The 22,566-nt window shown below is 59.6% G+C and carries 22 protein-coding genes; 10 read left to right on the plus strand and 12 right to left on the minus strand.

What is annotated here, in order from left to right; translation table 11 throughout:
• Positions 1-340 precede the first annotated feature (340 nt).
• Both NF685_RS03925 and NF685_RS03930 read left to right on the plus strand, forming a co-directional pair.
• A complete protein-coding gene (locus NF685_RS03925; RefSeq protein ID WP_252848672.1) occupies positions 341-1,492 on the plus strand; it encodes an aromatic ring-hydroxylating oxygenase subunit alpha in 1,152 nt (383 codons plus the stop codon).
• Positions 1,493-1,623: 131 nt separating this feature from the next.
• Positions 1,624-2,661, plus strand: coding sequence for a bifunctional GNAT family N-acetyltransferase/(deoxy)nucleoside triphosphate pyrophosphohydrolase (locus tag NF685_RS03930; protein WP_252848673.1), 1,038 nt, complete (start codon positions 1,624-1,626; stop codon positions 2,659-2,661).
• Between the two features lie 2 nt (positions 2,662-2,663).
• Here the strand turns inward: NF685_RS03930 and NF685_RS03935 are convergent, their stop codons facing one another.
• Complete coding sequence (locus NF685_RS03935; RefSeq protein WP_252848674.1) at positions 2,664-3,572, minus strand: SMP-30/gluconolactonase/LRE family protein; 909 nt, start codon at positions 3,570-3,572, stop codon at positions 2,664-2,666.
• 105 nt (positions 3,573-3,677) lie between these two features.
• Here NF685_RS03935 and NF685_RS03940 point away from each other — a divergent pair, with 105 nt between their 5' ends.
• Positions 3,678-4,430 carry a competence/damage-inducible protein A gene (locus NF685_RS03940; RefSeq protein ID WP_252848675.1) on the plus strand — a complete coding sequence of 251 codons (753 nt, stop codon included), beginning with the start codon at positions 3,678-3,680 and terminating at the stop codon, positions 4,428-4,430.
• A 165-nt stretch (positions 4,431-4,595) separates the two neighbouring features.
• Here the strand turns inward: NF685_RS03940 and NF685_RS03945 are convergent, their stop codons facing one another.
• Genes NF685_RS03945 through NF685_RS03955 form a run of 3 tightly spaced genes read right to left on the minus strand, consistent with a single transcriptional unit; the run spans position 4,596 to position 6,813 of the window.
• Entirely contained in the window at positions 4,596-5,552 is a 957-nt protein-coding gene (locus NF685_RS03945; protein ID WP_252848676.1) for an acetyl-CoA carboxylase carboxyltransferase subunit alpha, read from the minus strand.
• A 45-nt stretch (positions 5,553-5,597) separates the two neighbouring features.
• Positions 5,598-6,527: a tyrosine recombinase gene (locus NF685_RS03950; RefSeq protein ID WP_252848677.1), complete on the minus strand. Its 930-nt coding sequence runs from the start codon at positions 6,525-6,527 to the stop codon at positions 5,598-5,600.
• Between the two features lie 37 nt (positions 6,528-6,564).
• Positions 6,565-6,813: a hypothetical protein gene (locus NF685_RS03955; protein WP_252848678.1), complete on the minus strand. Its 249-nt coding sequence runs from the start codon at positions 6,811-6,813 to the stop codon at positions 6,565-6,567.
• Positions 6,814-6,970: 157 nt separating this feature from the next.
• On the opposite strand from NF685_RS03955, the gene aroB reads away from it, so the two are divergent.
• From aroB to NF685_RS03970, 3 genes are all read left to right on the plus strand, one after another.
• The gene (gene aroB, locus NF685_RS03960) at positions 6,971-8,671 is read left to right on the plus strand and encodes a 3-dehydroquinate synthase (RefSeq protein WP_264813675.1); all 1,701 of its coding nucleotides are present in this window, start codon (positions 6,971-6,973) and stop codon (positions 8,669-8,671) included.
• 311 nt (positions 8,672-8,982) lie between these two features.
• The gene (locus tag NF685_RS03965; protein ID WP_222547909.1) at positions 8,983-10,122 is read left to right on the plus strand and encodes an OmpA family protein; all 1,140 of its coding nucleotides are present in this window, start codon (positions 8,983-8,985) and stop codon (positions 10,120-10,122) included.
• A 182-nt stretch (positions 10,123-10,304) separates the two neighbouring features.
• The gene (locus tag NF685_RS03970; protein ID WP_222547910.1) at positions 10,305-10,448 is read left to right on the plus strand and encodes a hypothetical protein; all 144 of its coding nucleotides are present in this window, start codon (positions 10,305-10,307) and stop codon (positions 10,446-10,448) included.
• Between the two features lie 126 nt (positions 10,449-10,574).
• Here the strand turns inward: NF685_RS03970 and NF685_RS03975 are convergent, their stop codons facing one another.
• A complete protein-coding gene (locus NF685_RS03975; RefSeq protein ID WP_252848679.1) occupies positions 10,575-12,137 on the minus strand; it encodes a peptide chain release factor 3 in 1,563 nt (520 codons plus the stop codon).
• 104 nt (positions 12,138-12,241) lie between these two features.
• Complete coding sequence (gene rpsD / locus NF685_RS03980) at positions 12,242-12,859, minus strand: 30S ribosomal protein S4 (RefSeq protein ID WP_023978552.1); 618 nt, start codon at positions 12,857-12,859, stop codon at positions 12,242-12,244.
• 335 nt (positions 12,860-13,194) lie between these two features.
• Here rpsD and NF685_RS03985 point away from each other — a divergent pair, with 335 nt between their 5' ends.
• Positions 13,195-13,665 (plus strand): LysM peptidoglycan-binding domain-containing protein, encoded by a 471-nt coding sequence (locus NF685_RS03985; protein ID WP_252848680.1) that lies wholly within the window; start codon positions 13,195-13,197, stop codon positions 13,663-13,665.
• Between the two features lie 33 nt (positions 13,666-13,698).
• Here NF685_RS03985 and NF685_RS03990 read toward each other — a convergent pair whose 3' ends face one another.
• Complete coding sequence (locus NF685_RS03990; protein WP_252848681.1) at positions 13,699-15,126, minus strand: MATE family efflux transporter; 1,428 nt, start codon at positions 15,124-15,126, stop codon at positions 13,699-13,701.
• 96 nt (positions 15,127-15,222) lie between these two features.
• Here NF685_RS03990 and cysS point away from each other — a divergent pair, with 96 nt between their 5' ends.
• The 3 genes from cysS to gloA2 are packed head-to-tail and all read left to right on the plus strand — an operon-like array spanning position 15,223 to position 17,745.
• Positions 15,223-16,578, plus strand: a complete 1,356-nt coding sequence (gene cysS, locus NF685_RS03995; RefSeq protein WP_252848682.1) for a cysteine--tRNA ligase — start codon at positions 15,223-15,225, stop codon at positions 16,576-16,578.
• Complete coding sequence (locus NF685_RS04000) at positions 16,575-17,354, plus strand: RNA methyltransferase (RefSeq protein WP_252848683.1); 780 nt, start codon at positions 16,575-16,577, stop codon at positions 17,352-17,354. Before cysS ends, NF685_RS04000 begins: the two co-directional genes overlap by 4 nt.
• 7 nt (positions 17,355-17,361) lie before the next feature.
• A complete protein-coding gene (gene gloA2 / locus NF685_RS04005) occupies positions 17,362-17,745 on the plus strand; it encodes an SMU1112c/YaeR family gloxylase I-like metalloprotein (RefSeq protein WP_252848684.1) in 384 nt (127 codons plus the stop codon).
• A gap of 32 nt (positions 17,746-17,777) precedes the next feature.
• On the opposite strand, the gene NF685_RS04010 is transcribed toward gloA2, so the two are convergent.
• The 5 genes from NF685_RS04010 to pgl form a co-directional block, all read right to left on the minus strand.
• Positions 17,778-19,283, minus strand: a complete 1,506-nt coding sequence (locus NF685_RS04010; protein ID WP_252848685.1) for an MFS transporter — start codon at positions 19,281-19,283, stop codon at positions 17,778-17,780.
• 116 nt (positions 19,284-19,399) lie between these two features.
• On the minus strand, positions 19,400-20,143 hold the full coding sequence (locus NF685_RS04015) for a DUF4349 domain-containing protein (RefSeq protein WP_252848686.1): 744 nt from the start codon (positions 20,141-20,143) through the stop codon (positions 19,400-19,402).
• Between the two features lie 423 nt (positions 20,144-20,566).
• Positions 20,567-21,091 (minus strand): gluconokinase, encoded by a 525-nt coding sequence (locus NF685_RS04020; RefSeq protein WP_252848687.1) that lies wholly within the window; start codon positions 21,089-21,091, stop codon positions 20,567-20,569.
• Complete coding sequence (gene rpiA / locus NF685_RS04025; RefSeq protein WP_222547918.1) at positions 21,088-21,807, minus strand: ribose-5-phosphate isomerase RpiA; 720 nt, start codon at positions 21,805-21,807, stop codon at positions 21,088-21,090. Before rpiA ends, NF685_RS04020 begins: the two co-directional genes overlap by 4 nt.
• Positions 21,800-22,549 (minus strand): 6-phosphogluconolactonase, encoded by a 750-nt coding sequence (pgl, locus tag NF685_RS04030; RefSeq protein WP_222547919.1) that lies wholly within the window; start codon positions 22,547-22,549, stop codon positions 21,800-21,802. The genes rpiA and pgl overlap by 8 nt, the downstream gene beginning before the upstream one ends.
• Between the last annotated feature and the right edge of the window lie 17 nt (positions 22,550-22,566).

A 22,566-nucleotide genomic window follows, 5' to 3' on the forward strand; every position in this document is an offset into this window, starting at 1 on the left:
CTCCATGGGAACTTGAACCATGGCCAGTCTAGGCAGCTTCCAAAAAACGTTACAACATCGAAAAGATATTTTCTTTCGGTATCGGATCGAATGAGGCAAAAAAAACACAGTTTGTCGCATGAAGCCAGCGAAAACACGGTCAGAAACGAAACTATCTTCCGGTCTTTGCGCATTTTGCGCATCGAAATTCCATATTGGAGCAAGCCAGCAGAAAGGCGCTGTTCCCTCCCGCCTCAAGCCTGCTAAAGTTCACCTCAGGAACTTTACAGACGGATTCAGAGCCACGCCCGGGGCCACCAATCGCGATACCTGGCCGTGGGCGGTGCAAACAGGGAAGCTTATGACGGACAGCCTAACCAACGCCATTCCCCCAATCGCAGATGCCGGCCCGCGCTGCTCAGATGCCACAAGGCTGGGCGAGGACGTTGTCGATCTGCGCCGCGTGAAATGCGATCCCGATTACTGGTATCCTGTCGCCTGGTCGCACGAACTCAAGAAGGGCAAGACCATCGCCACGCGGTTTGCCGGCCAGCCCATCGCCCTGGTCAGACCGCAGGAAGGAAGCGTTTTCGCTCTTGAAGACCGCTGCGCGCACAGACAGGTCCCCCTGAGCAAGGGGCGTGTCGAAGGAGAAGCCGTGCAGTGCTGCTATCACGGCTGGGCCTATGGGCGCTCGGGGCGCTGCATCGATGTCCCCTATCTCGGCAAAGGCAAGCTGCCCAATGGCGTGCGCACCTATCCCTGTCGCGAAGTCGAAGGGCTCATCTTCGTGTTCCCCGGCGACCCCGCCAAGGCTGAGACCACCCCTTTTCCCAAACTCGGTTCGGTCGCCGATCCTGCCTACAAGACGCGTCGTTTCGGCGAGCATGTGAACTGCCACTACAGCTTCATGCATGAAAACCTGATGGATATGAATCATCAGTTCATGCACTCCAAACAGATGGGCAAGATGAAGCCCCGTTATCTGGGTGGCGAAAACGAGCCCCGGATGGTCGAGGCGCGCTACAGCTTTGCCCGCGTGGGCGGTAAGCAGCCCTGGGGTGAAACCCTGATTTTCGGTGAGCGACGCGATGCGAGCGCGAAATATGCCCATCGCGATGTCATGACCATTCGCACCGAATATCCCTATCAGACGCTGCGTATCCGTACCGGCGACGAGCCCCCGGTCATGGATCTGTGGATCGTCTATGTGCCGCAGGACAAGGACCATCTGTCCTGTCGTGTTTTCGGCCTGCTGTCGATCCGTCGTCCCAAGCTCAAGGGCGCGCTCGAACTCGCCTGGCCTCTTCTCGTTGGCTTCACGAACCGCATTTTCGCCGAGGATCGCGAAATCGTGGAACTCGAGCAGCAGGCCTGGCGCGACCTTGGCGGCGACCGTAATCAGGAAGTGTTCCCGGTGATCAACGCATTGCGCGATCTCCTGCGCCGCGCCGGTATCCAGCCCGATGCCGAGGCGCCCGAAGCATCGCCGGAGACGCAGGCCGCCGAATAACGGGGGCTATACGCCGGTAATCGTCGTCGGGTAAGTCTGCAATCGATCCGTTCTTACCCGACGCACACTTGCATGATGCTGTTGCATCATGCTGCTTCGGCAATCCCGTCAACTCAGGAGATGGGGCCTATATGGCACTCACCCTTTCCGTTCCACCTTACACGCTTCGTCCGCTTCGCCTGCCCGATGGGGCCGACGTGCATCGTCTGGTCAATGACTGGAGCGTGGTGCGGATGCTGAGCCACCTGCCCTTTCCCTATCCCAGAGAACTGGCCGATCAGTGGATTGCCAGTACGATCGAAAGGCAGACAGCCGGCAAGGCGTGGCATTTCGCCATCTGCGAGGGCGAGACCCTGATCGGCTGTATCGGTCTTTCGATCGGTCATTCCGGTGATAGCCTCAAGGGCCAGACTGCAAGGATCGGTTACTGGGTAGGACGCCCCTACTGGCGACGCGGAATTGCCCGTGCCTGTGTGGGTCATGTCGTGCGCTGGGCTTTCGACACGCTTTCGGTGGCTGAAATCGTCGCCGATGTCGCAGAGGACAATCTGGCGTCTCTCGCCCTGCTCGACCGCCTTGGCTTTACCCATGCGGGGGCTACACGCGTTCCGTTTCTGTCGCGCGGTCAGGACCCCTATCCTGTTCTGACCTATCGGCTCGACCGATCAGCCTGCCCGCCTGCCGAAGAAACCGTCGATCCCCCCCAGGAAACGATACGACCGGAAAGCGCTGCGCCTGAGCGTCCTGCAATCAGCCAGCCAGCCTCACGCATTCTCCTTATCGTGGCAGGCGTGCTGGTTGATCGGGAGCAACGCATTCTTCTCGCCCGTCGCCCGCCCGGCAAACCGATGGCGGGTCTGTGGGAGTTCCCGGGAGGGAAAGTCGAATCTCATGAATCGCCCGAGCAGGCGCTCATACGCGAACTCGATGAAGAGCTTGGGATCGATATCGCCGCGGGCTGCATCGCCCCCTTCACCTTCGTTTCGGAAAATATCGGGGCACGGCATCTGTTGATGCCGCTTTATCTCTGCACGCGATGGCGCGGCACGCCCCTACCGAAAGAAGGTCAGGAACTCGCCTGGGTCAAAGCGGGGAAGCTGGGCGATTATCCCATGCCTGCCCCGGATCGTCCTCTCGTACCACTCCTCAGGGAGCTGTTCCCCGAATAGGATCAGGATGCCTTCGAAAGCGCGATCTTGTGCTGGGGCAAGCCGGCCTTGTCAGCGCGGAAGGTGAACAGACTGCCCGATTGCGGGTGACGGGCGAGATCTTCAGCTGAAAGCCCCTTGCGAGCGGTCGTCACATAGGCGGTCCTGCGATCATCGCCACCGAACGCCATCTTGGTCACATTCGCCGCCGGTATGGCGAAAGCCGCCCGCTCGACGCCGTCCGGCGCGAAAGAGCGAACATGCCCGCCACCCCAGGTTGAACACCAGACATTGCCTTCGCAATCTGTCACCACGCCATCCGGATAGCCCTTTTCTTCCGGTAGACGCGCGAAAATACGCTTGTTCGAGAGTGTACCGTCCGCGCCGATATCGAAGCGGTAGATCACACCGAGCGGCGTATCGCAGACATAAAGGAACTTGCCATCCGGCGAGACAGCAGGACCATTCGTCACACTGTATCCCGTATCGTGCTGTCGCAGCACAAACCCGTCCGGACTGTGCTCGATGCTGTAAAGCGATCCACTCGCTGCCTTTTCCGAGTCATCCATCGTCCCGAACCAGCCACGTCCGTACAGATCGACGCAGCCATCGTTCAGCCGGTTGCCGGGTTTGTCGCTCTCCACCTCGAGGATTTTATCGAATGTCCCTGTCTTCGGATCGAAGCGATACAGTCCATCGGGAAGCCCCGCCAGAAAGGTCCCGTCATCGACAGGCATCAGAAAGGCAACCTTGTTCGGCGCGGCCCAGTGATGCGCCTCGCCCAGTTCGGGCACGAACCGATGGACTTTTCGTCCGTTGATATCGACGAAATAGACGGCGTTTTCGTCCGAGATCCAGACCGGCCCCTCGCCAAGTTCAGCCCGCACATCGTAAGCGCATGTCGCGCAAGGCTCGTTTGTGGGTTCAGCCATCATCTCTCTCCCGCGAAAAAGTCATTCTAACATCAGGGCGTAACGCAACGTCACCCCGTATGGTTGACGATATCGAACCCGCTTACAGAACAGAGGGATATTCCCATGACACCGACCGCCTGCCTTCTGATTATCGGCAATGAAATCCTCTCCGGACGTACGCAGGATGCCAATATACGCTTCATCGCGACTGGCCTCGCCCAGGCCGGGATCTCACTCGAGGAAGTTCGTGTCATTCCAGACCGGGCAAGGCGTATCATCGATACTGTGGTGACCTGTCGTGCCCAGTTTGATCATGTCTTCACCACAGGCGGCATCGGACCGACCCATGACGACATCACGGCAGCCTGTGTCGCTGAGGCGATCGGCGTGCCTCTGGAAATCCATGCCGAGACCTACGCAAAACTGGAGGCCTATCTTGGCAAGGAAAAGTTCAACAAGGCGCGTCAGCGCATGGCCTGGCTTCCCCGCGGCGCCATACCGATCGAAAACAGTGTTTCGATCGCGCCGGGCTTTACCATCGCCAATGTACATGTGATGGCAGGCGTTCCCTCGATCATGCAATCGATGTTCAACGCCCTGCTCCCCACCCTTAAAGGCGGCGCGCCCCTCTGCTCGGTCGCGTGGCACGCCGATCTTCGTGAAGGCACCCTCGCCGAAGGGCTGGAACTGATCCAGCATGATTTTCCGGAACTCGACCTCGGCTCCTATCCCTTCGAGAGACCCGATGGGCGAAAAGGCGTCTCTCTCGTTGCCAAAGGCTACGAGCAGGACAAGGTCGCCGAGGCGGGAGCGCGCATATATGCGCTTATCGACTCGCTGGGGGTCACACCGGTCGAGGGCGAACCTGCCCCCTGAACGGAAGCCTTGAAGGCTCAGGTTCGAAATCCCGGTTCAGAAACGACAAACCGCCCGGCCTTGAAGACCGGGCGGTTTGCATGTTGAGGGAAAAACCCACCCTCACAATTTCCGGATCCATGTTGCCGTCTCGCTCTCTCGATGCGGCAACATGGAGCGATCAGGTCACAGAGCGTCGCGACCCATTGCAAGGAACTTCTCGCGACGCTTGGCCACAAGCTTCTCGCCCTCGAACGGAATCAGTTCGGCGAGTGTCTCACTGATGGCATCGCCGACTGCCGAGATCGCCTCATCCGGAAAACGCTGTGCGCCACCAATAGGCTCGGGGATGATACGATCGATCAGCTTGAGCTTGAGCAGATCCTGCGCCGTGAGCTTGAGCGCTTCAGCGGCGGTCGAAGCCTGTTTCGGATCGCGCCATAGAATCGATGCTGCACCTTCCGGGGCAATGACCGAATAAATCGAATGCTCGAGCATCAGAACGCGGTCACCCGCGCCAAGGGCCACAGCACCACCCGATCCGCCTTCGCCGATAATGATCGCCACCAGCGGAACAGGCGCGCGCAGGCAGCAATCGGTGGAGCGTGCAATCGCCTGAGCCTGACCGCGCTCTTCGGCATCGATTCCCGGCCAGGCACCGGATGTGTCGATAAAGGTCAGGATAGGCAGACTGAAACGACCGGCCATTTCAACCAGACGCTGTGCCTTGCGATAGCCTTCGGGCTTGGGCATGCCGAAATTGTGACGCAGACGCGATTCCATGTCGAAACCGCGCTCCGTGCCAATCACCATGACGGCCTGACCGCGAAAACGTGCAAGACCGCCGACAATGGCCTGATCGTCATGGCCAAGGCGATCGCCAGCCAGCGGCGTATAGTCCTCAAGCAGACCCCGGAAATAATCGAGGGCACGAGGACGCTGCGCATGGCGTGCAACCATGACTTTCTGCCACGGCGTCAGCTTGGTGTAAGCCGCACGCAGCTGCTTTTCCGCCTTGTCGGACAGCTTGCCGATTTCGTCGGCAATGTTGATGCCTTCGCCGTCCTTGGCCATCTGGCGAAGTTCGGCAATCTTGTTTTCAAGCTCGGCAACCGGCTTTTCGAAATCGAGATACTGACGCATGCCCCGCCGATAGCACGGCTTAAGGTTGCACAACAATCCGTTGCTTTATGCTGTTGTCTCATCCGAAAGCGGATGATGTCGGGTCAGAACCTGTCTGAGCCTTTCCTGCATCACATGGGTATAGATCTGGGTCGTCGCGATATCGGCATGACCGAGCAGCATCTGCAGGGCGCGCAGATCGGCACCGCGTTCCAGAAGATGGGTAGCAAACGAGTGTCGCAGAACATGGGGCGAGACCTGTTCAGGATCGAGCCCGGCCCGAAGCGATGCCTGAAAAAGGATCTTGTCGAAACCCTGACGCGTCAGAGGACGCGAGGGATTACGCCCCGGAAAGAGATAGGGGCTGTCGATATCGCGATCATGATGCAGAAGAGCCAGCGCTGCCTCTCTTGCTGCATGCGACACAGGTATCAGGCGTTCACGCCCCCCCTTGCCGCGTATCAGCACCATCGGGGCATCGCGCAGGAACAGGCGCCCCGGCAGGGAAAGCAGTTCCGAGACGCGCAGCCCCGTTGTGTAGAGAAGCTCGAGAGCAGCGCGGCAGACGAGATCGCGCCGGGGATCGTCATGGCCGGCACAGCCCTTTTCAAGAAGATCCGTTACCTGCGCTTCCGACAGAAGTTTGGGTAGCGGCGCGTCGAGGCGCGGCATCTGGATGCTCTCGGTCGGATCGGAAGCACACCAGTTCTCACGCAGGGCAAAACGATAGAACTGTCGCAGGCAGGAAAGACGCCTTGCCGCTGTGCGGGCCGAAAGCCCTGCACTCCCCATAGAGGCGGCGTAGGCGGATACCGCGTCGCGCTTTGCATCCAGAAGCGCAACGGGATGGCCCGGCACCCAATGGGTCAGGAAACCGATAAAATCCTCGAGATCGGCCATATAGGCCAGTCGTGTGCGAGGGGCAGCATTACGCTCGGCGGCGAGCATTTCAAGAAAGGCCTCTCCGGCGGGCGGCAGGGCCTTGTCCCGACTCATGCCACTTCCAGGGGCGCAGTCAGGGTTAAAGACCCGTTCAGTGCTGCAGTCCGGGCGCAGCAGCCGGTTCCGGCAGGGCCGGCAATGCAGGCATCGCACCCGGTGCGCCCGACGTCGCCGGAGACGCGGTCGAGGCAGCGAATTGCGCGCCGGGCAGATCCTTGTGAACGATCGTCTGGACCGGCAAAGGCGGATTCATGCCCAGCTTCAGAAATGCCCCGCCGAGGACCAGCACAACCAGTACGAGAACTGCGGCGGCAATTCTGGGCAAGCTCAACGTCGACATGAAAGCTCCTGCAATAACGAGCGGATAAAAGAGGCAGACCCGATACGCCCCGTGTGAAGCCTGTCCGGCAAGGCCTGCTCGGTGGCGAGCTGCTTTCCTCTATGTTAGCCTTGCATGAATGTCACGCCCCACCTTTTTCTCCGATCGATCCGAAACGATGCCAGATTTACCTGATCCCACACCGGGATCGGCTTTTCTCACACCGTCCCAGCCTGCGGGACTGACCCCGTCCTCAGGAATTATCGTTCTCGTCGGCCTGATGGGTGCTGGAAAGACGACAATCGGACGTCGCCTTGCGGCTCGACTCGGCCTCGATTTCGTCGATGCCGATCATGAAATCGAACGCGCAGCTGGGTGCACCATTGCCGAAATTTTTGCCCGTCATGGTGAACCGGCCTTCAGGGATGGGGAGCGTCGCGTCATCCAGCGCCTGCTTCAGGGACCGCCCAAGGTGCTCGCGACCGGCGGGGGCGCCTTTATCGATGCCCAGACACGCCATCTGGTCAAGACATCGGCCCGATCGATCTGGCTGCGCTGCCCGTTGCCTGTCCTCGTCCGACGCGTCTCAGGACGAACCGGCCGCCCCCTTCTCGACAAGGGCAATGTCGAATCCACCCTTGCCGCGCTTCAGGCGCAGCGCCACCCCATTTATGCAGAGGCCGATATCATCGTGGATTGCGGAGATGACAGCATCGATCACGGTGCCCAACGTATTGTGGAAGCCCTCGACTCCTACGCTCACCCCCTCAGAGTGCCCGTCACCCTGGATGCGCATCGCTATGAGGTTCTGATAGGCCCGGATCTGATCAGTCGCGCAGGCGCCTATCTTGCCCCGATCCTGCCCCAGAAGCGTGTCGTGGTGGTGACAGATGAAACCGTCGCGTCCCTCCATCTTCCCCGACTGATGACCGCTCTGGATGAGACCGGCATTCAGGCCAAGGCCTTTGTCGTGCCGGTCGGCGAGGAATCGAAGTCGCTCACCCGCTATGCCGCTCTGATCAATGACATTCTCGATTACGGCATCGAACGCCATACGACCGTGATCGGACTCGGTGGCGGGGTCGTGGGCGATCTCTCCGGATTTGTAGCCTCGAGCCTGTTGCGCGGCGTGCCTTTCGTGCAGATTCCCACAACCCTTCTCTCTCAGGTCGATAGTTCCGTAGGGGGCAAGACCGGCCTGAATGCCCGTGCTGGCAAGAATCTGGTCGGGGCGTTCTATCAGCCGCAGATTGTTCTCGCCGACAGCTCTGCCCTGGCAACACTGTCACGCCGCGAGCGCGTGGCGGGCTATGCCGAAATCGTCAAGGCTGGACTGATCGCTGACCCTGCCCTGTTCGACTGGTGCGAAACCCATGGCGAACTCATCCTCGACGGCGATCCTGCCGCACTGAGCGAAGCCGTGCAGCGCGCCTGTGCTTTCAAGGCCAGGGTCGTTATGGAAGATGAAAAGGAGACCGCCGCGCAGGACGGTCGCGCACTTCTCAATCTCGGTCATTCCTTCGGTCACGCTCTGGAGGCCCATTACCGTTATGACGGTCGCCTGCTCCATGGGGAGGCGGTGTCTGTAGGGCTGTGCCTGGCCGGCGCGCTTTCGGTTGCGCTGGGTTACTGTCCGCAAGCCGATCTCGACCGCGTCGAAGCGCATCTGCGCAGTCTGGGCATGCCTGCCGGGCTCGACTGGTTCGATGAAACCCTGAGCGCAGAAGAGCTGATCGCGTCGATGGCGCGCGACAAAAAGGTGAAGGACGGACGTCTGTCATTCGTGCTGATGCGCGGAATCGGCAAGGCCTTCACCACCCGTGATGTTGAAATGGACACGGTGCGTGACGTTTTGGTCCAGGCAGGATGCAGCAAGTGAAATAAGCAGGGCAACAAGGGCTGTTTTCCTTACAAAACAGCCATTCTCCTCACGATCCGTTGATGACACTAATTCCAGTCAAACCCGCTAGAACAAGTTGCAGCATAAGAAATTGTTAATGAGACGGAATGGAGTGTTGCAGTTTGGACACGGCTATTTCGTCTAATCGTCAAATACCTATGGAACTCACTTCCTGAACCGGAACTGACGGCTCTATACGCACTTATGCATCGCGCTGAGCTTGTTGTCGCTTCGCCTCTTCGGAGGGAACACAGCAAGCTTGAATGGATGAATTTATGAGGACGAAACTAATGCGTCTCCGCACGGCACTTCTGGCCATGACGTCGATGGCAGCCGCCCCGACGATCGCCATGGCGAGCACCATCACCGGCCCGTATGTCAATATCGGCGGTGGCTACAACTTGGTCCAGCAGCAGCACGGCCGCTTCGCGCCGACCACGCAGGCTGATGGCACGGGCAGCAACAACGCGAGCAGCTCACGCTTCCGTCACAAGGACGGCTTCACGGGCTTCGGTTCGTTCGGCTGGGGCTTCGGCAACGGTCTGCGCGCTGAAGTTGAAGGCGTTTACAACTACTCGCAGATCAACCATCGCACGCCGACCGCTGTGCCTGGTTCGACCAGCGGTTCCGACCAGTCCTACGGTGGCTTCATCAACGTCCTGTACGACATTGATCTGGCCCAGTTCGGCATCAATGCTCCTGTCACGCCGTTCGTCGGTGTCGGTGCAGGTTACCTGTGGCAGCATTACAACCCGATCACCACGGCTTACAGCAACGGCGCTGTGAACCGCGTTGGCGGCACGCAGGGTGGCTTCGCCTATCAGGGCATCGTCGGTGCAGCTTACGACATTCCGGGTGTTCCGGGTCTCGCGCTCACCACCGAATACCGCATGATCGGCCAGACGTTCTCGGACGGCGCATACCGCTCCACCTCCTGGAACAGCAGCGGCCTGCATAAGGGTCATGTGAACTTCGATCAGCGCTTCAACCACCAGTTCATCCTGGGTCTGCGCTATGCGTTCGATACGGCTCCCCCGCCGCCGCCGCCGGTTGCAGTCGTTGCTCCGCCTGCAGTTCAGCCTGCCCGCACCTACCTGGTGTTCTTCGATTGGGACAAGTCGAACCTGACGGGCCGCGCTCGTGAGATCGTTGCCCAGGCAGCTCAGGCTTCCACGCACGTCCAGACGACGCGCATCGAAGTCAACGGCTACACCGACAACTCTGCTGCTCACCCCGGTGCACGCGGCCAGAAGTACAACATGGGCCTTTCGGTCCGTCGCGCACAGTCGGTCAAGGCTGAGCTGATCCGTGACGGCGTTCCTGCCGCTGCGATCGACATCCACGGCTATGGCGAGCAGCATCCGCTGGTCCCGACGGGTCCGAACACCCGTGAGCCGCAGAACCGTCGCGTCGAAATCATCCTTCGCTGATTTCGGCCTGAGAAAGAGGCCTCTTGGGAGGTCTCTTGATCGGTTCCAGAAAAAAGGCCTCCGGCATTCGTGCCGGAGGCCTTTTTCTTTGCCTGCCTCTTGTATTGACGATCCATGGATTACACGTATGTAATGTATGACAGATGATACTCTCCCGACATCGGGCTTCAAGGAGGTTGGTTATGGCTCAGACATATCATATCGACCGTTCGGACCGCATCGGCTTCACGCCCTCGGATCGTTCCGACGGAAATATCTTCCTTATGCTGGGTGCGATCGTGGGCGGTCTCTTTGCCATTGGGGCCATTGCCCTGCTGACGCTCTGAACGAAGCAGTTCAATTCTACTGACCTTACAAAAAAGCCCCGGCATGCCGGGTTTTTTTTGCTTGCCTTCGTCACATCGAAGACAAGGCAACGGCAATACGGTCATGAGACCGCAAGGCGCTGACGATCAGCCAATCAGACCGATCTGCTTGATGTCGTGAAAAGCCAGATCGGGGTTCATTTCGACCATGCGGCGCATCATGAAGTTCGAGCTTGCCAGAAAAACCGGATCGCCATCGAGATCGTCCGCCATGGCCGAGCGATTGGCCATCGAGAATGCCTCGATCTTTGCACGCTCACCGGTTACCCAGCGTGCAATGGTGTAAGGCGTCGATTCAAACCCGATAGCCACGCCGTATTCACCCTGAAGTCGGGACTGTAGCACGTCGAGCTGAAGCGTTCCGACAACACCGACAATGGGGGGCAGGCCGTCCTGAGGGCGGAATAGCTGTACCACGCCCTCCTCGGCCAACTCGACCAGGGCCTGACGCAGCTTCTTGGCCTTCATGGCATCGTCCAGACGGACGCGGCGCAGGATTTCGGGCGCGAAATGAGGTACGCCAGTAAAGCGAAGTTCTTCACTTTCGGAAAGTGTATCGCCGATACGCAATGTGCCGTGATTGGGCAGCCCCACTACGTCCCCGGCAAACGCTTCTTCCGCCAACTGACGATCGCGCGCAAAAAAGAACTGCGGCGTGTGAAGCGCGAACTGCTTGCCGGTACGCACATGCTTCAGGCGCATACCGCGCGTCAGGCGCCCTGAGCAGACGCGTGCAAATGCCATGCGGTCGCGATGGTTCGGATCCATATTGGCCTGAATCTTGAAGATCAGCGCCGTGACCTGTTCCTCATCCGCCCTGACCTCACGCGTTTCACTCGGCTGGGCGCGCGGCTCGGGGCCGTAAGCCACGAGCGCATCCAGCAGATCGGTCACACCGATCTCTTTCATGGCGCTACCGAAGAACACAGGCGTCAGGTGCCCGGCATCGAAAGACTCACGATCGAAAAGCGGCAGTGCCGCCTCGACGAGTTCGAGCTCCTCGGACAGCGCAACCATGCGGGAATCCGACTGCGGCAGTCCGGCAGCATCGCCCCTGATTTCGCGTGTACGCATATCGTACGTTCCGGCAAAATGAGCCGCGCGACCGATCGGCCAGGTAGCGGGAGACGTGTCCAGCGCAAGCGTCGAGGCGATTTCGTCGAGCAGCCCGAAGCAGTCCTGCGCCTCGCGGTCCATCTTGTTGATAAACGTCACAATCGGGATATCGCGCAGGCGACAGATCTCGAACAGCTTGCGCGTACGATCTTCGATACCCTTGGCTGCATCGATCACCATCACCGCACAATCGACAGCCGTGAGCGTCCGATAGGTATCCTCGGAGAAGTCCTCATGGCCCGGTGTGTCGAGCAGATTGAAAACGCAGCCGCCATATTCGAACGTCATGACGGATGTCACGACCGAGATGCCGCGATCGCGCTCGATGCCCATCCAGTCGGATTTGGTACGACGGCGCTCACCTTTGGCCCGCACGTTGCCTGCAAGCTGAATGGCACCGCCAGCGCGCAGGATACGCTCAGTCAGGGTCGTCTTACCGGCGTCCGGATGGGAAATAATGGCAAACGTCCGGCGTCGGCGGATCTCGCTGGCAAGACCGGTGGCGGAAACGGGGGCGGACGCGGCTTCGGACATCGGGAAGACCTTCGCTTGAATTCAGGGACCAGAAATGACGAATGCCGGACCAGGGTGACCCCGATCCGGCATTGGCCGAAAAACACCCGGTAGAGACGGGTCTTTTAGCGCGAGTAGAACTCGACCACGAGGTTCGGTTCCATCTGCACGGGGTACGGCACATCGGACAGACGCGGGCTGCGAACGAACTTGCCCTTCATCTGGCGATGATCGACCTCGATGTATTCCGGCACGTCACGCTCGGCGGACTGTGCGGCATCGAGAACGACAGCAAGCTGCTTGGACTTCTCACGCACTTCGATGACGTCACCGTCACGAACGAGGTAGGAAGGAATGTTCACCTTGCGGCCGTTGACCGTCACGTGACCGTGGCTGACGAACTGACGAGCAGCGAACGGGGTAATCGCGAACTTGAGGCGGTAGATCACCGCATCCAGGCGACGCTCCAGCAGGTCGATCAGGTTCTCTGACGTATCGCCCTTACGACGGACGGCTTCGTCATAGTACTTGCGGAACTGCTTCTCGCTGATGTTGCCGTAATAGCCCTTGAGCTTCTGCTTGGCCATCAGCTGGATCGAGAAGTCGGAGGGCTTCTGCTTGCGGCGCTGGCCATGCTGACCGGGTCCGTATTCCCGCTTGTTGACCGGCGACTTGGCGCGGCCCCACAGGTTTACGCCCAGACGGCGATTGATTTTGTACTTGCTCTCTTGGCGCTTGCTCATATGCAAGGACTCGCTTCGACTTCGGGCTGTCCTGACGCTGCGCGACAGCCGCATGTTGCGCCGGTAGGCCTTTCCCCGAATTGAGAAAGACGGGCGCATCCCTCGAACCGATGTCACGGGATGCAGAACCCGATATGACAACGGCCGGCATGTCCACGTTCCCGGCAATAGCGGCGGCTCGTATAGGACCCCCCTTCTCCTGTCAATCGAAATCCCGTCGGGGGATCACCGGCGCGGGAGCGGGAGCGGGCAAAAACGCGTGTATGGGGAACGTCCCGTGTTGTGATGCGTCTGCATGACATGTCATTATATTCGACGTTCATGGAGCTGTAATCATGGCTATTTTCAAGTTCAATCGCGCCGCCGGGCGCAAACTCAACGATCAGGCCGAAGTCACGGCAATCAATCCGGCAGGTGCGCCTGCTCCCAAAGCCCCCCATGAAAACCTGATCAAACGGGCGTTCAAGAGCTACGGCATGTCCCAGCTCGCGGTTTCGCACATCACCGTGCGCGATACCACGATTGCCGTGAAGGGCAAGGCAGGGAGCGGGGCCGAACGCGACGCCATCATTCTTGCTGCTGGCAATATCGCAGGCATCGATACGGTTCATGCCGATATCGCCGTTCCGGAGGGAACACCTGCCCCGGTCTTTCATCAGGTGTCACCGGGGGAAGATCTTCATGCCATCGCCGAAAAGACCGATGCCGACGTAACGGCTGCCGATCTGCACAAGGCGAATGAAGCCGAACTCGCCCATCATGACGGCGTGTATCCCGGTCAGACGATCCGTATCCCGGAAGCCTGAGCCGTCATGACTCCCGCTGCCTGCAGGACGCATTCAGGCAGTCTCTGCAAGCGCGGGCACCGGCAAGGTATTCCCTTCACGCAGTTTCCGACGCATCGTAAAAACGAGGCGTATCGAGAGTAGTACCGCAAGGATCCCGAGCCCCGTTGCCAGGCCGATCCATAGCCCCGCTGCACCGTATCCCCCGTGGAAAGCCAGCCAGTCCCCACCGAAAATGGAGATGGGCACATAAGTAGCGATCATCAGGACCATGGGCATGAACGTGTCGTGACATCCGCGCAGCGCGCCTGAACAGACACATTGTACTCCATCGAGTATCTGGAAAATCCCGGCAATTTTGAGCAGCGTTACAGCCAGAGGAATCACCTCGGCGGCATCATGGCTGTGAACATCGATATAGAATGCGGCGATATGCTCGGGAAAGAACAGCAGGATTGCTGCCGTAAAACTCGTCCAGACCAGAACGAGCGCCATGGCGCCCAAGGTGGAGCGTAACGCTGCCACAGGCGACCCTGCACCCAGCCAGTAAGCCACGCGTATGTTGACGGCCTGCGACAAGGCCAGACTGATCATGAAAGCCGTACTGGTAACGCTCAGGGCAATCTGATGAGCCGCAGAAGAGACCGCTCCCAGAGCACCTGCATGAAGACCGGTCATCTGAAAGGCCAGAATTTCAGCGCCTGTCGCGCCCATCATGGGCAGCCCAAGCCTGAGCATTTCACGTATCGCTGCCCCGTTCGGGCGTGTCAGACGCAAATGCGGCCTCAGATGGGCTTGGCGTCTTGCAAGCAGCACGAGCAGAAACGCAACGGACCAGCCCGTTACGATCGTGGCGCATGCCGATCCCCACAGACCCATTTTCGGTAGACCGAAACGGCCATGGATGAGCCCGGCATTCAGAAAGCCGTTCATTACGGCCATGCCAGGCATGGTCCAGAGCAACAGACGTTCGCTGCCGAACGCAGGCAGGATGATACGCAACAGCCCGATGATGACGAGATTGGGCAAGAGCGCCCAGAGCAGCAGATGCATGAAGCGGCTGCCCTGATGCACGATCACCGAGGGCTCGTTGAAGAACAGAAGCAATGATCCGGCTGGCAGGAGAATGGCCAGCACAGGCAAACAGAGAAGCAGGGCTAGCAGAACGCCTGACGTCACGATGCCTGACATATCGTCCAGCGCATTCTGCGAGGCAAAGGCCCGCCCACGCGCCCGAGCGATCAGGATGCTCGCACCGCCCAAGGCGGACTGGAACGTGATGAAAGTGCAGAAAAACAGATTGGTCGTCATGCCGCCCACAGCGAGCGCCGTAGCCCCCAGACTGCCCAGCAGAACCGTATCGGTCACGTTCATGGCCATCTCGCTCAGCTGCGAAAAACTGAGCGGTGCAGCAATGCGCAGTAGCGCACGAAAATGATCCCCCCAGCGCGGGAGGGCCGATGTGGCAGGCGTTTGTGTCATGACAGCCTGCTTACAGCAGTGCCGGGGGAAAACCAGCACGCAAAGCCGTAAATTAGAGTTGCACGAAGCGCGGGGCTGACGCATCTACTCTGTCTTATGGCCACCCCTCCCTATTCCCTGTCCCTTCATGACAGCCAGACAAGGCAGAAGCAGGTTTTCACACCGCTGGATCCTGCCAATGTGCGTGTCTATTACTGTGGACCCACGGTTTATGACGCCGTGCATATCGGCAATCTGCGCGCAATGCTCAGCGCCGACATTCTCGTGCGCCTTCTGCGCGCCGTTTTTCCGCGCGTGACCTTCGTACGCAATATCACCGATGTCGATGACAAGATCACGACCCGTGCGCGGGAGAACGGTGAAGGTATAGAGGCCCTGACAGCACGCACGACAGAGGCCTTTCACGAGGATGTCGCGGCGCTCGGCATCCTCCCCCCCGATATCGAGCCACGCGCCACGCATCATATCGACGATATGCTGGCCATGATCGCCCAGCTTATCGCCAATGGTCACGCCTACGAGGCGGAGGGCCATGTCCTGTTCGCCGTGGATCGCTGCGCCAGCTATGGCAGCCTGTCGGGACGCACGCCGGACGACCTTCTGGCAGGTGCGCGGGTCGAGATTGCGCCCTACAAGCGTCACCCCGGCGACTTCGTCCTGTGGAAGCCCTCGACACCTGAGCAGCCGGGATGGGACAGCCCCTATGGGCGCGGCCGCCCGGGCTGGCATATCGAATGCTCTGCCATGTCGCGTCGCTATCTTGGAGAGAGCTTCGACATCCATGGCGGCGGCGACGATCTGCTGTTCCCCCATCATGAGAACGAGCGGGCACAATCCCTGTGCTGCAATCCCGGCAGCAGTTTTGCACGCTACTGGCTGCATAATGCGATGCTGCTGTCGAATGGCGAGAAAATGTCCAAATCCCTGGGCAATTTCTTCACCATACGCGAAGTGCTGACCCGTGCGCCCGCCGAAGCTCTGCGCCTGCTGATGCTCGGCACGCATTACCGTTCCGTGCTCGACTTCACATGGGACAAGCTGGACGAATCAAAGCGCACGCTCGACCGCTTTTATCGCGCCCTGGAAAAGACGCCCGCAGAGTCGGCTGGAACGGTCACGCCGGCTTTCATGCAGGCCCTGTGCGATGACATGAACACACCGCTGGCCATTTCCTGCCTCCATCCGCTGGCAGATGCGGCACTCGCAGGCGATGCTGAGGCCGCTGCCTCTCTGAAGGCCTGCGCCAACATGATCGGCCTGCTTGGCCTTTCACCCGACGAATGGTTCCGCGCGGGTTCGGACGATGAAGCGATCGATGCGCTCATCATCCAGCGTGCAGAAGCCAAGAAAACACGCAATTTCGCTCTCGCAGACTCAATACGTGCCCAGCTCGCCGAGCAGGGGATCATTCTTGAAGACACGGCTCAGGGCACGACATGGAGGCGCGCATGACAGGTCGCGATGGTGGGGCCGATATCGGACCGATCGGGGAATTCAGCCCAGTCGTCATTCTGGTTCGCCCCCAGCTTGCCGAGAATGTCGGCACAACGGCGCGCGCCATGGCCAATGGTGGACTGTTTCATCTGCGTCTTGTCGCCCCACGGGACGGCTGGCCGCAGGAACGGGCCTGGTATGCCTCCTCCGGTGCAGACCGCATTCTCGATGCGGCGCAGGTTTTCGATACCGTCGACGAGGCCGTTGCCGACCTCCACCACGTCATGGCGACCTGCCCGCGCCCCCGGCATATCGTCAAGACGGTCATGACAGCGCGTGGTGCGGCCTCCGAGCTGCGCGCGATCGCCGATCGCGGTCTGCGTGCCGGATTGCTGTTCGGCCCCGAGCGTGCCGGGCTCGATAACGAGGATATGGCGCGTGCCGATATTCTCATACGCTATCCGCTCAATCCGGATTTCATGTCGCTCAATCTGGCGCAGGCCGTTCTGATCATGGCGTATGAATGGTGGATGGCCTGTGAAACCACACCACCCCGCACATTGATGACCAATGAGACCCATGTCGCGACAAAAGGCGAACTCGAGAATTTCCTCGGTCATCTGACACGCGATCTCGACGAATGCGGATTTCTGCGCAACGAGCAAAAGCGGCCCGGCATGGTGCGTAACCTGCGTCATCTGTTCCAGCGCGGGGAAGTGACCGAACAGGAACTGCGCACCATGCATGGCGTGGTAACAGAACTGTCCAACGGGCGTCGCGCCCGCCAGAAATAGGCGTCAGATGTTGTTTCAGGGCATTCATCATGTGGCGATCATCGCCTCTGATTATCAGAAATCACGCGCTTTCTATACCGAGACGCTGGGGCTGAAGATCATACGTGAAGTCTGGCGCGCCCAGCGCCAGTCGTGGAAATGCGACATCGCAGCGGGTAACACCCAGATCGAGCTGTTCTCTTTTCCGACCCCGCCATCCCGTCCGAGCCATCCCGAGGCAGCGGGCCTGCGTCACCTCGCTTTCGAAGTGCAGGACATGCAAAAAGCGGTCGAGCATCTGACCGGCCATGGTGTCCCCTGCGAGCCGATCAGGACGGATCCCTATACCGGCAAGCTGTACACCTTCTTCAGCGATCCCGACGGACTGCCGCTCGAACTCTATCAGAGCTGAGGCCGCGAACTGCGCTCGCGACAGGCCTGTCTTCACAGGCGGGCCACCTCGCCTTCCTCTACGGCATAATAGGATGACAGAGGGGGCGCGACCTCCTCAAGCGAGCGGTTCTCCGCATCCACCCCCCAGATCCAGGCCACCACACTTGCGACGAGCATCAGGACAGCTGCGATATCGTAGCCTATGACCAGAAGCGACAGGCGCCCGGTTCCGATGAGATGACCGAAAATGACAGGGGCTGCCACACCGCCGAACAGTGTTCCGAGCGCATAGAAAACGGCAATGGCAAAGGCGCGCATTTCGAGCGGAAAGAGTTCGCTTGCCGTCAGATAGGCCGATGACGCTGCGGCGGAGGCAAAAAAGAAAATAGCGCACCATGACAGGGTCTGGGTCGACGCTGTCAGCTCATGCGCCCCCATGGCCCAGGCCACAACGAGCATCAGCACACCCGAAATGGCGTAGCTCAGCCCGATCATACGACGACGCCCCCAGGTATCGAACCAGCGCGCAAGAACCAGCGGCCCAATCAGGTTACCGATAGCCAGCGGCAGGATATACCAGCCGACCGCGCGCGGCGAAACGCCGTGGTACTGGGTAAGCACCATGCCGTAGGTGAAAAACACGGCATTATACAGAAACGCCTGCGAGATCATGAGTACCAGCACATAGAGCGACCGCCCCCGATAACGCTGGGCCATGATCCTGATCATTTCCATCGGGCTGAACACGCCTGCCGGGTAGATCAGGACTGTGGGCAGCTTGCGCGCCCATCCGCCTTCCGGCTCGGTGCAGTGCGATTCAACCGTGCTGACAATGGCATTCGCCTCCTCGACACGACGATGTGTCATCAGCCAGCGCGGGCTTTCGGGCACGAATGTGCGCAGAAACAGAACCGCCACGCCGAGCAGGGCGCCCAACGCAAAAGCGACGCGCCATGCCAGCCATACGGGGATGATGGCCGAATTGAGCAGCCAGACCGAGCCGATTGCGCCAAATGCCGCCCCGGCCCAGAATGTTCCATTCACCATCACATCAACGCGCCCGCGCAGACGAGCCGGAACAAGCTCGTCAATGGCAGAGTTGATTGCCGAGTACTCTCCTCCGATCCCCATTCCGGTCAGAAAGCGGGCGACGGCAAAACTGGTGAGATTCCACGAAAATGCCGATGCACCGACGCCGACAACATAAAGAGCCAGTGTCAGAAAGAAGATCTGTTTGCGCCCCAGCTGATCCGTCATCCAGCCGAAGACGAGCGCGCCGAGCACGGCACCGGCCACATAGGCGGAAGACGCAAAACCGATCCCGTCGGGCGACAGACCGAGCGTGTCGCTGCGCTCCAGAGAGGGCGCAAGCGAGCCGATGATCGTTACCTCCAGACCGTCGAGGATCCAGGTGATACCCAGAGCCACGACGATGAGCATATGGAAACGTGACCATGGCAAACGGTCGAGACGTGCAGGAATATCGGTTGCAATCGGCTTGCCGTGGCTTTTCATACGGTCTGGTCGGCTATGCGTGTTGTTTGTCAGATTCACCATGCAGACCTCGCACCGATTACAGAATGTTTAATCTTCGATATCGGCACTGACGTCCGAGGGCCGCAAGGGTTCGCCCCCTCACGTTTCCCTGAGCACTCCACGGCTCCGCGCGCGCTTCAGGAACGGGAGAACCAGCCTCTTCTGATCGCGCGGCGCACCATATAGAGCCCGAGAATAACGAGCGGCGCCCATACCAGGGCCTGGATCAGGAAGAACCAGACATCGCCCAGCGTCTCCATGAAAATCCGGGTACTCTCGTTCCATCTCTGTCGCACAGGCGCAGCGGTCGATCTGGCCCCTTCGTAGCTGACATCCACTCTCTCGGTATCGATACGCTTTGCCAGCCCGTTCTTCTCTTTCTGGGTATCTTCAAGCGAAGACTGCACTTCGGACAGCTCTTTGGCGACCTTGATCAGATCGTCCGTGCGGCCGGCGCTCTGGGCTTCAAGTGCTTCCAGCCGGTCGCGATAGGCTGTCATCTGGGCCAGGCGGCGGTCCACATCCATGACCTCGTTACGCAGATCGGTTTCGTCCGTCATCGCCTCACGCGTGACGATATCGCGGGTTTTCTCGCCCGGTAATGGTGCTGAGACAGCTTTTAGAAATGTTTCCACACGATCATGGGGTAAATGCACGGCAATACGGGCAAAATGCTGTGAAATACCCTGCCCCAGATCGCTTGCGTTCTCGTTCGCCGAAACGAGTTCGCACGCATCCGCCGTTGCACAAGCCGAGCGTGCCGCATCGAGATGAGCCCCGACCAGCGCATCGGGTACGGTAAGATCGAGCCTGTGTTCATAGGCCATGAACCCCTGCCCCATCTTCTGGCTTACGGCGCGGCGAGAAAACCGAATGCTCATCGCTGCAGCGGGGGCCGGGGCTACGACAGGCATAGGGGGCGGAGGTGGCACCGCATCGTCCTGGCTTACATGGCGGTGCCTGCATCCCGGTAACAGTATCAGGGTCAATGCGACAGCTGACAGGGAAAGCAACCGCACAACATGTCTGGCAGAATTCATAATGCTCGTTATCCCTCAGGCTCGATGTCAGTAACGACATGACGCTCGGTCAGGCTGCCGGCCAAATCGGGCAGAATTCCGTATCCGATAAAACAGGCAGGCATCTGGGACGGGATAACGAAGAGCGAGTTATCCCCAGATTCGAGGAACAACTCTGCGGATCAGGATGTGCATAAGCTGTTGATGAGCGGGGATATCAAACCGTGCCCTTCTTTGGATCGATCCAGCGCACAGGACCGGATCGACCCACAAAGGAGCCAGACCCTAGATTGCGCGGGCTTCGATTTCCTTGATCAGCTCCGCCATGACGATTTCCGGCGTACCTGCACTATCCACAACGACGACATTCTCGTCCGAGCCCGGGGGCTCCAGCGTGGCAAGCTGGCTTGGCAGCAATGACGGCGGCATGAAATGCCCGAGGCGATGCTTCAGGCGTTCCGCAATAGTCAGCTCGCTTGTCTCGAGATAGACGAATGTGACTTTCAGCCCCTGACGCAGCGTATCGCGATACTTGCGCTTGAGGGCCGAACACGTCAGCACCCCTCCGGTCGCCTCATGCATGCGCAACCACTCATGGCAGATCTGGAGCCAGGGTGCGCGATCCGCATCGTCCAGCGGCGTGCCGCTATGCATCTTCTCGACATTGGCTCTGGGATGGAGATCATCCCCTTCCTGAAACGGCCAGCCGAAATGAGCCGCCAGCCCCTCGGCAACGGTCGTCTTGCCGCAGCCAGACACACCCATGACGACAAACAGCCCGGGTGCGATCTTCTTCGTCATCTCGCTCATGCCGTCAGCCTTTGCAGTCCCGAAGCCCCGGCGACGAGAACCTCGGAAGTGATATCGAGAAACAGTCCATGATCCACCACACCGGTGATCGAGATCACCAGATCGGCAAGAGCGCGCGGATCGTCGATCTTCTCGTAATCGCAATCGATGATGATGTTGTGATTATCGGTCATGTAGAGCGATCCGTCGTCATTGCGACGGGGTATGCACGTCTTCGCGCCGGTCTTGCGCAACAGGTTCTCCACACGCTCCCAACCCCAGGGGATGATCTCCACAGGGACCGGCATATGGGTGCCGAGATCGGTCACGAGCTTGCTCTCATCCACGATCACGATGAACTTGCGCGCGGATACTGCAACGATTTTCTCGCGCAGCAGGGCACCACCACGCCCCTTGATCAGGAAGAGCGAGCCGATCTGCACCTCGTCGGCGCCATCGATCGCAACATCGAGATAAGGATCGTCAGCGAAATTCGTGATGGGGATATTCAGGCTCAGCGCCTGCGCCTCGCTCGCTTCCGATGTCGGAATCGCGCGAATTTTCAGCCCTTCACGACGGACGCGCTCGCCAAGCGCGTCGATCATGAATTTTGCTGTGCTGCCCGTTCCAAGACCGACCGCCATGCCATCCTCGATATAGGAAATGGCATGGACCGCCGCCTTGCGTTTGAGTTCCGCCACGCGCGCCGCAGCGTCCTGTGCGCTGTTCTCAGCCATGAGCCAGATCCCCTGCCGCTGCCTTGTCTGTCAGAAAGATGACCTCACCTTCCGACGTGATGTGAGAGGCAGGCAGCTCCGGATCGCCCGCACGGACGCGCGCCAGCATTTCCGCCTTGCCTGCTCCCTCGACCAGGAACACCACGGCACGACTGGAATTGATTGCCGTATAAGTCAGCGACACGCGATCATGGGGTGCATTATCGGGCGTACAGGCGGCGACCCATTTCTCGCGTTCCTTCAGGATCGGCTGACGCGGGAAGAGCGATGCCGTATGCCCGTCCGGCCCCATGCCGAGCATGACCACATCGAAAAGCGGCTGACCGGGAATGAGGTGATGGCTGCCATACACATCCTGCAGGGCCGCCTGATAGAGAGCCGCATCGTGCTCGGGCGTGCCGTCGGCTGGGATGGGATGGACATTCTCCGGCGGGAGATCGACCTCATCGATCAGGATCTCGCTCGTCATGCGGTAATTGCTGTCGTCATGGGTGAAAGGCACATGCCTGTCATCACCGAAGAAGATCTGCGTGCGGCGCCAGGGAAACTGCGCAGCGTAAGCCGGCTCGGCCATGATCTTGAACAGCCGCTTGGGCGTCGAGCCGCCAGACAGCGCGATAACGAACTGACCCTCTGTCTTGGCAAGTGCCTGATCGAGAAGCCACTGTGCCATCTTGCGTGCAACGGCTTCGCCATCCTCAAGGACCACAAGACGGGCCGAGGTTACGTCATGTCCACTCATATTCTCAATCCTTCCTG

Source organism: Asaia lannensis NBRC 102526, from assembly GCF_024054035.1.
Taxonomy (GTDB): Bacteria; Pseudomonadota; Alphaproteobacteria; order Acetobacterales; family Acetobacteraceae; genus Asaia; species Asaia lannensis.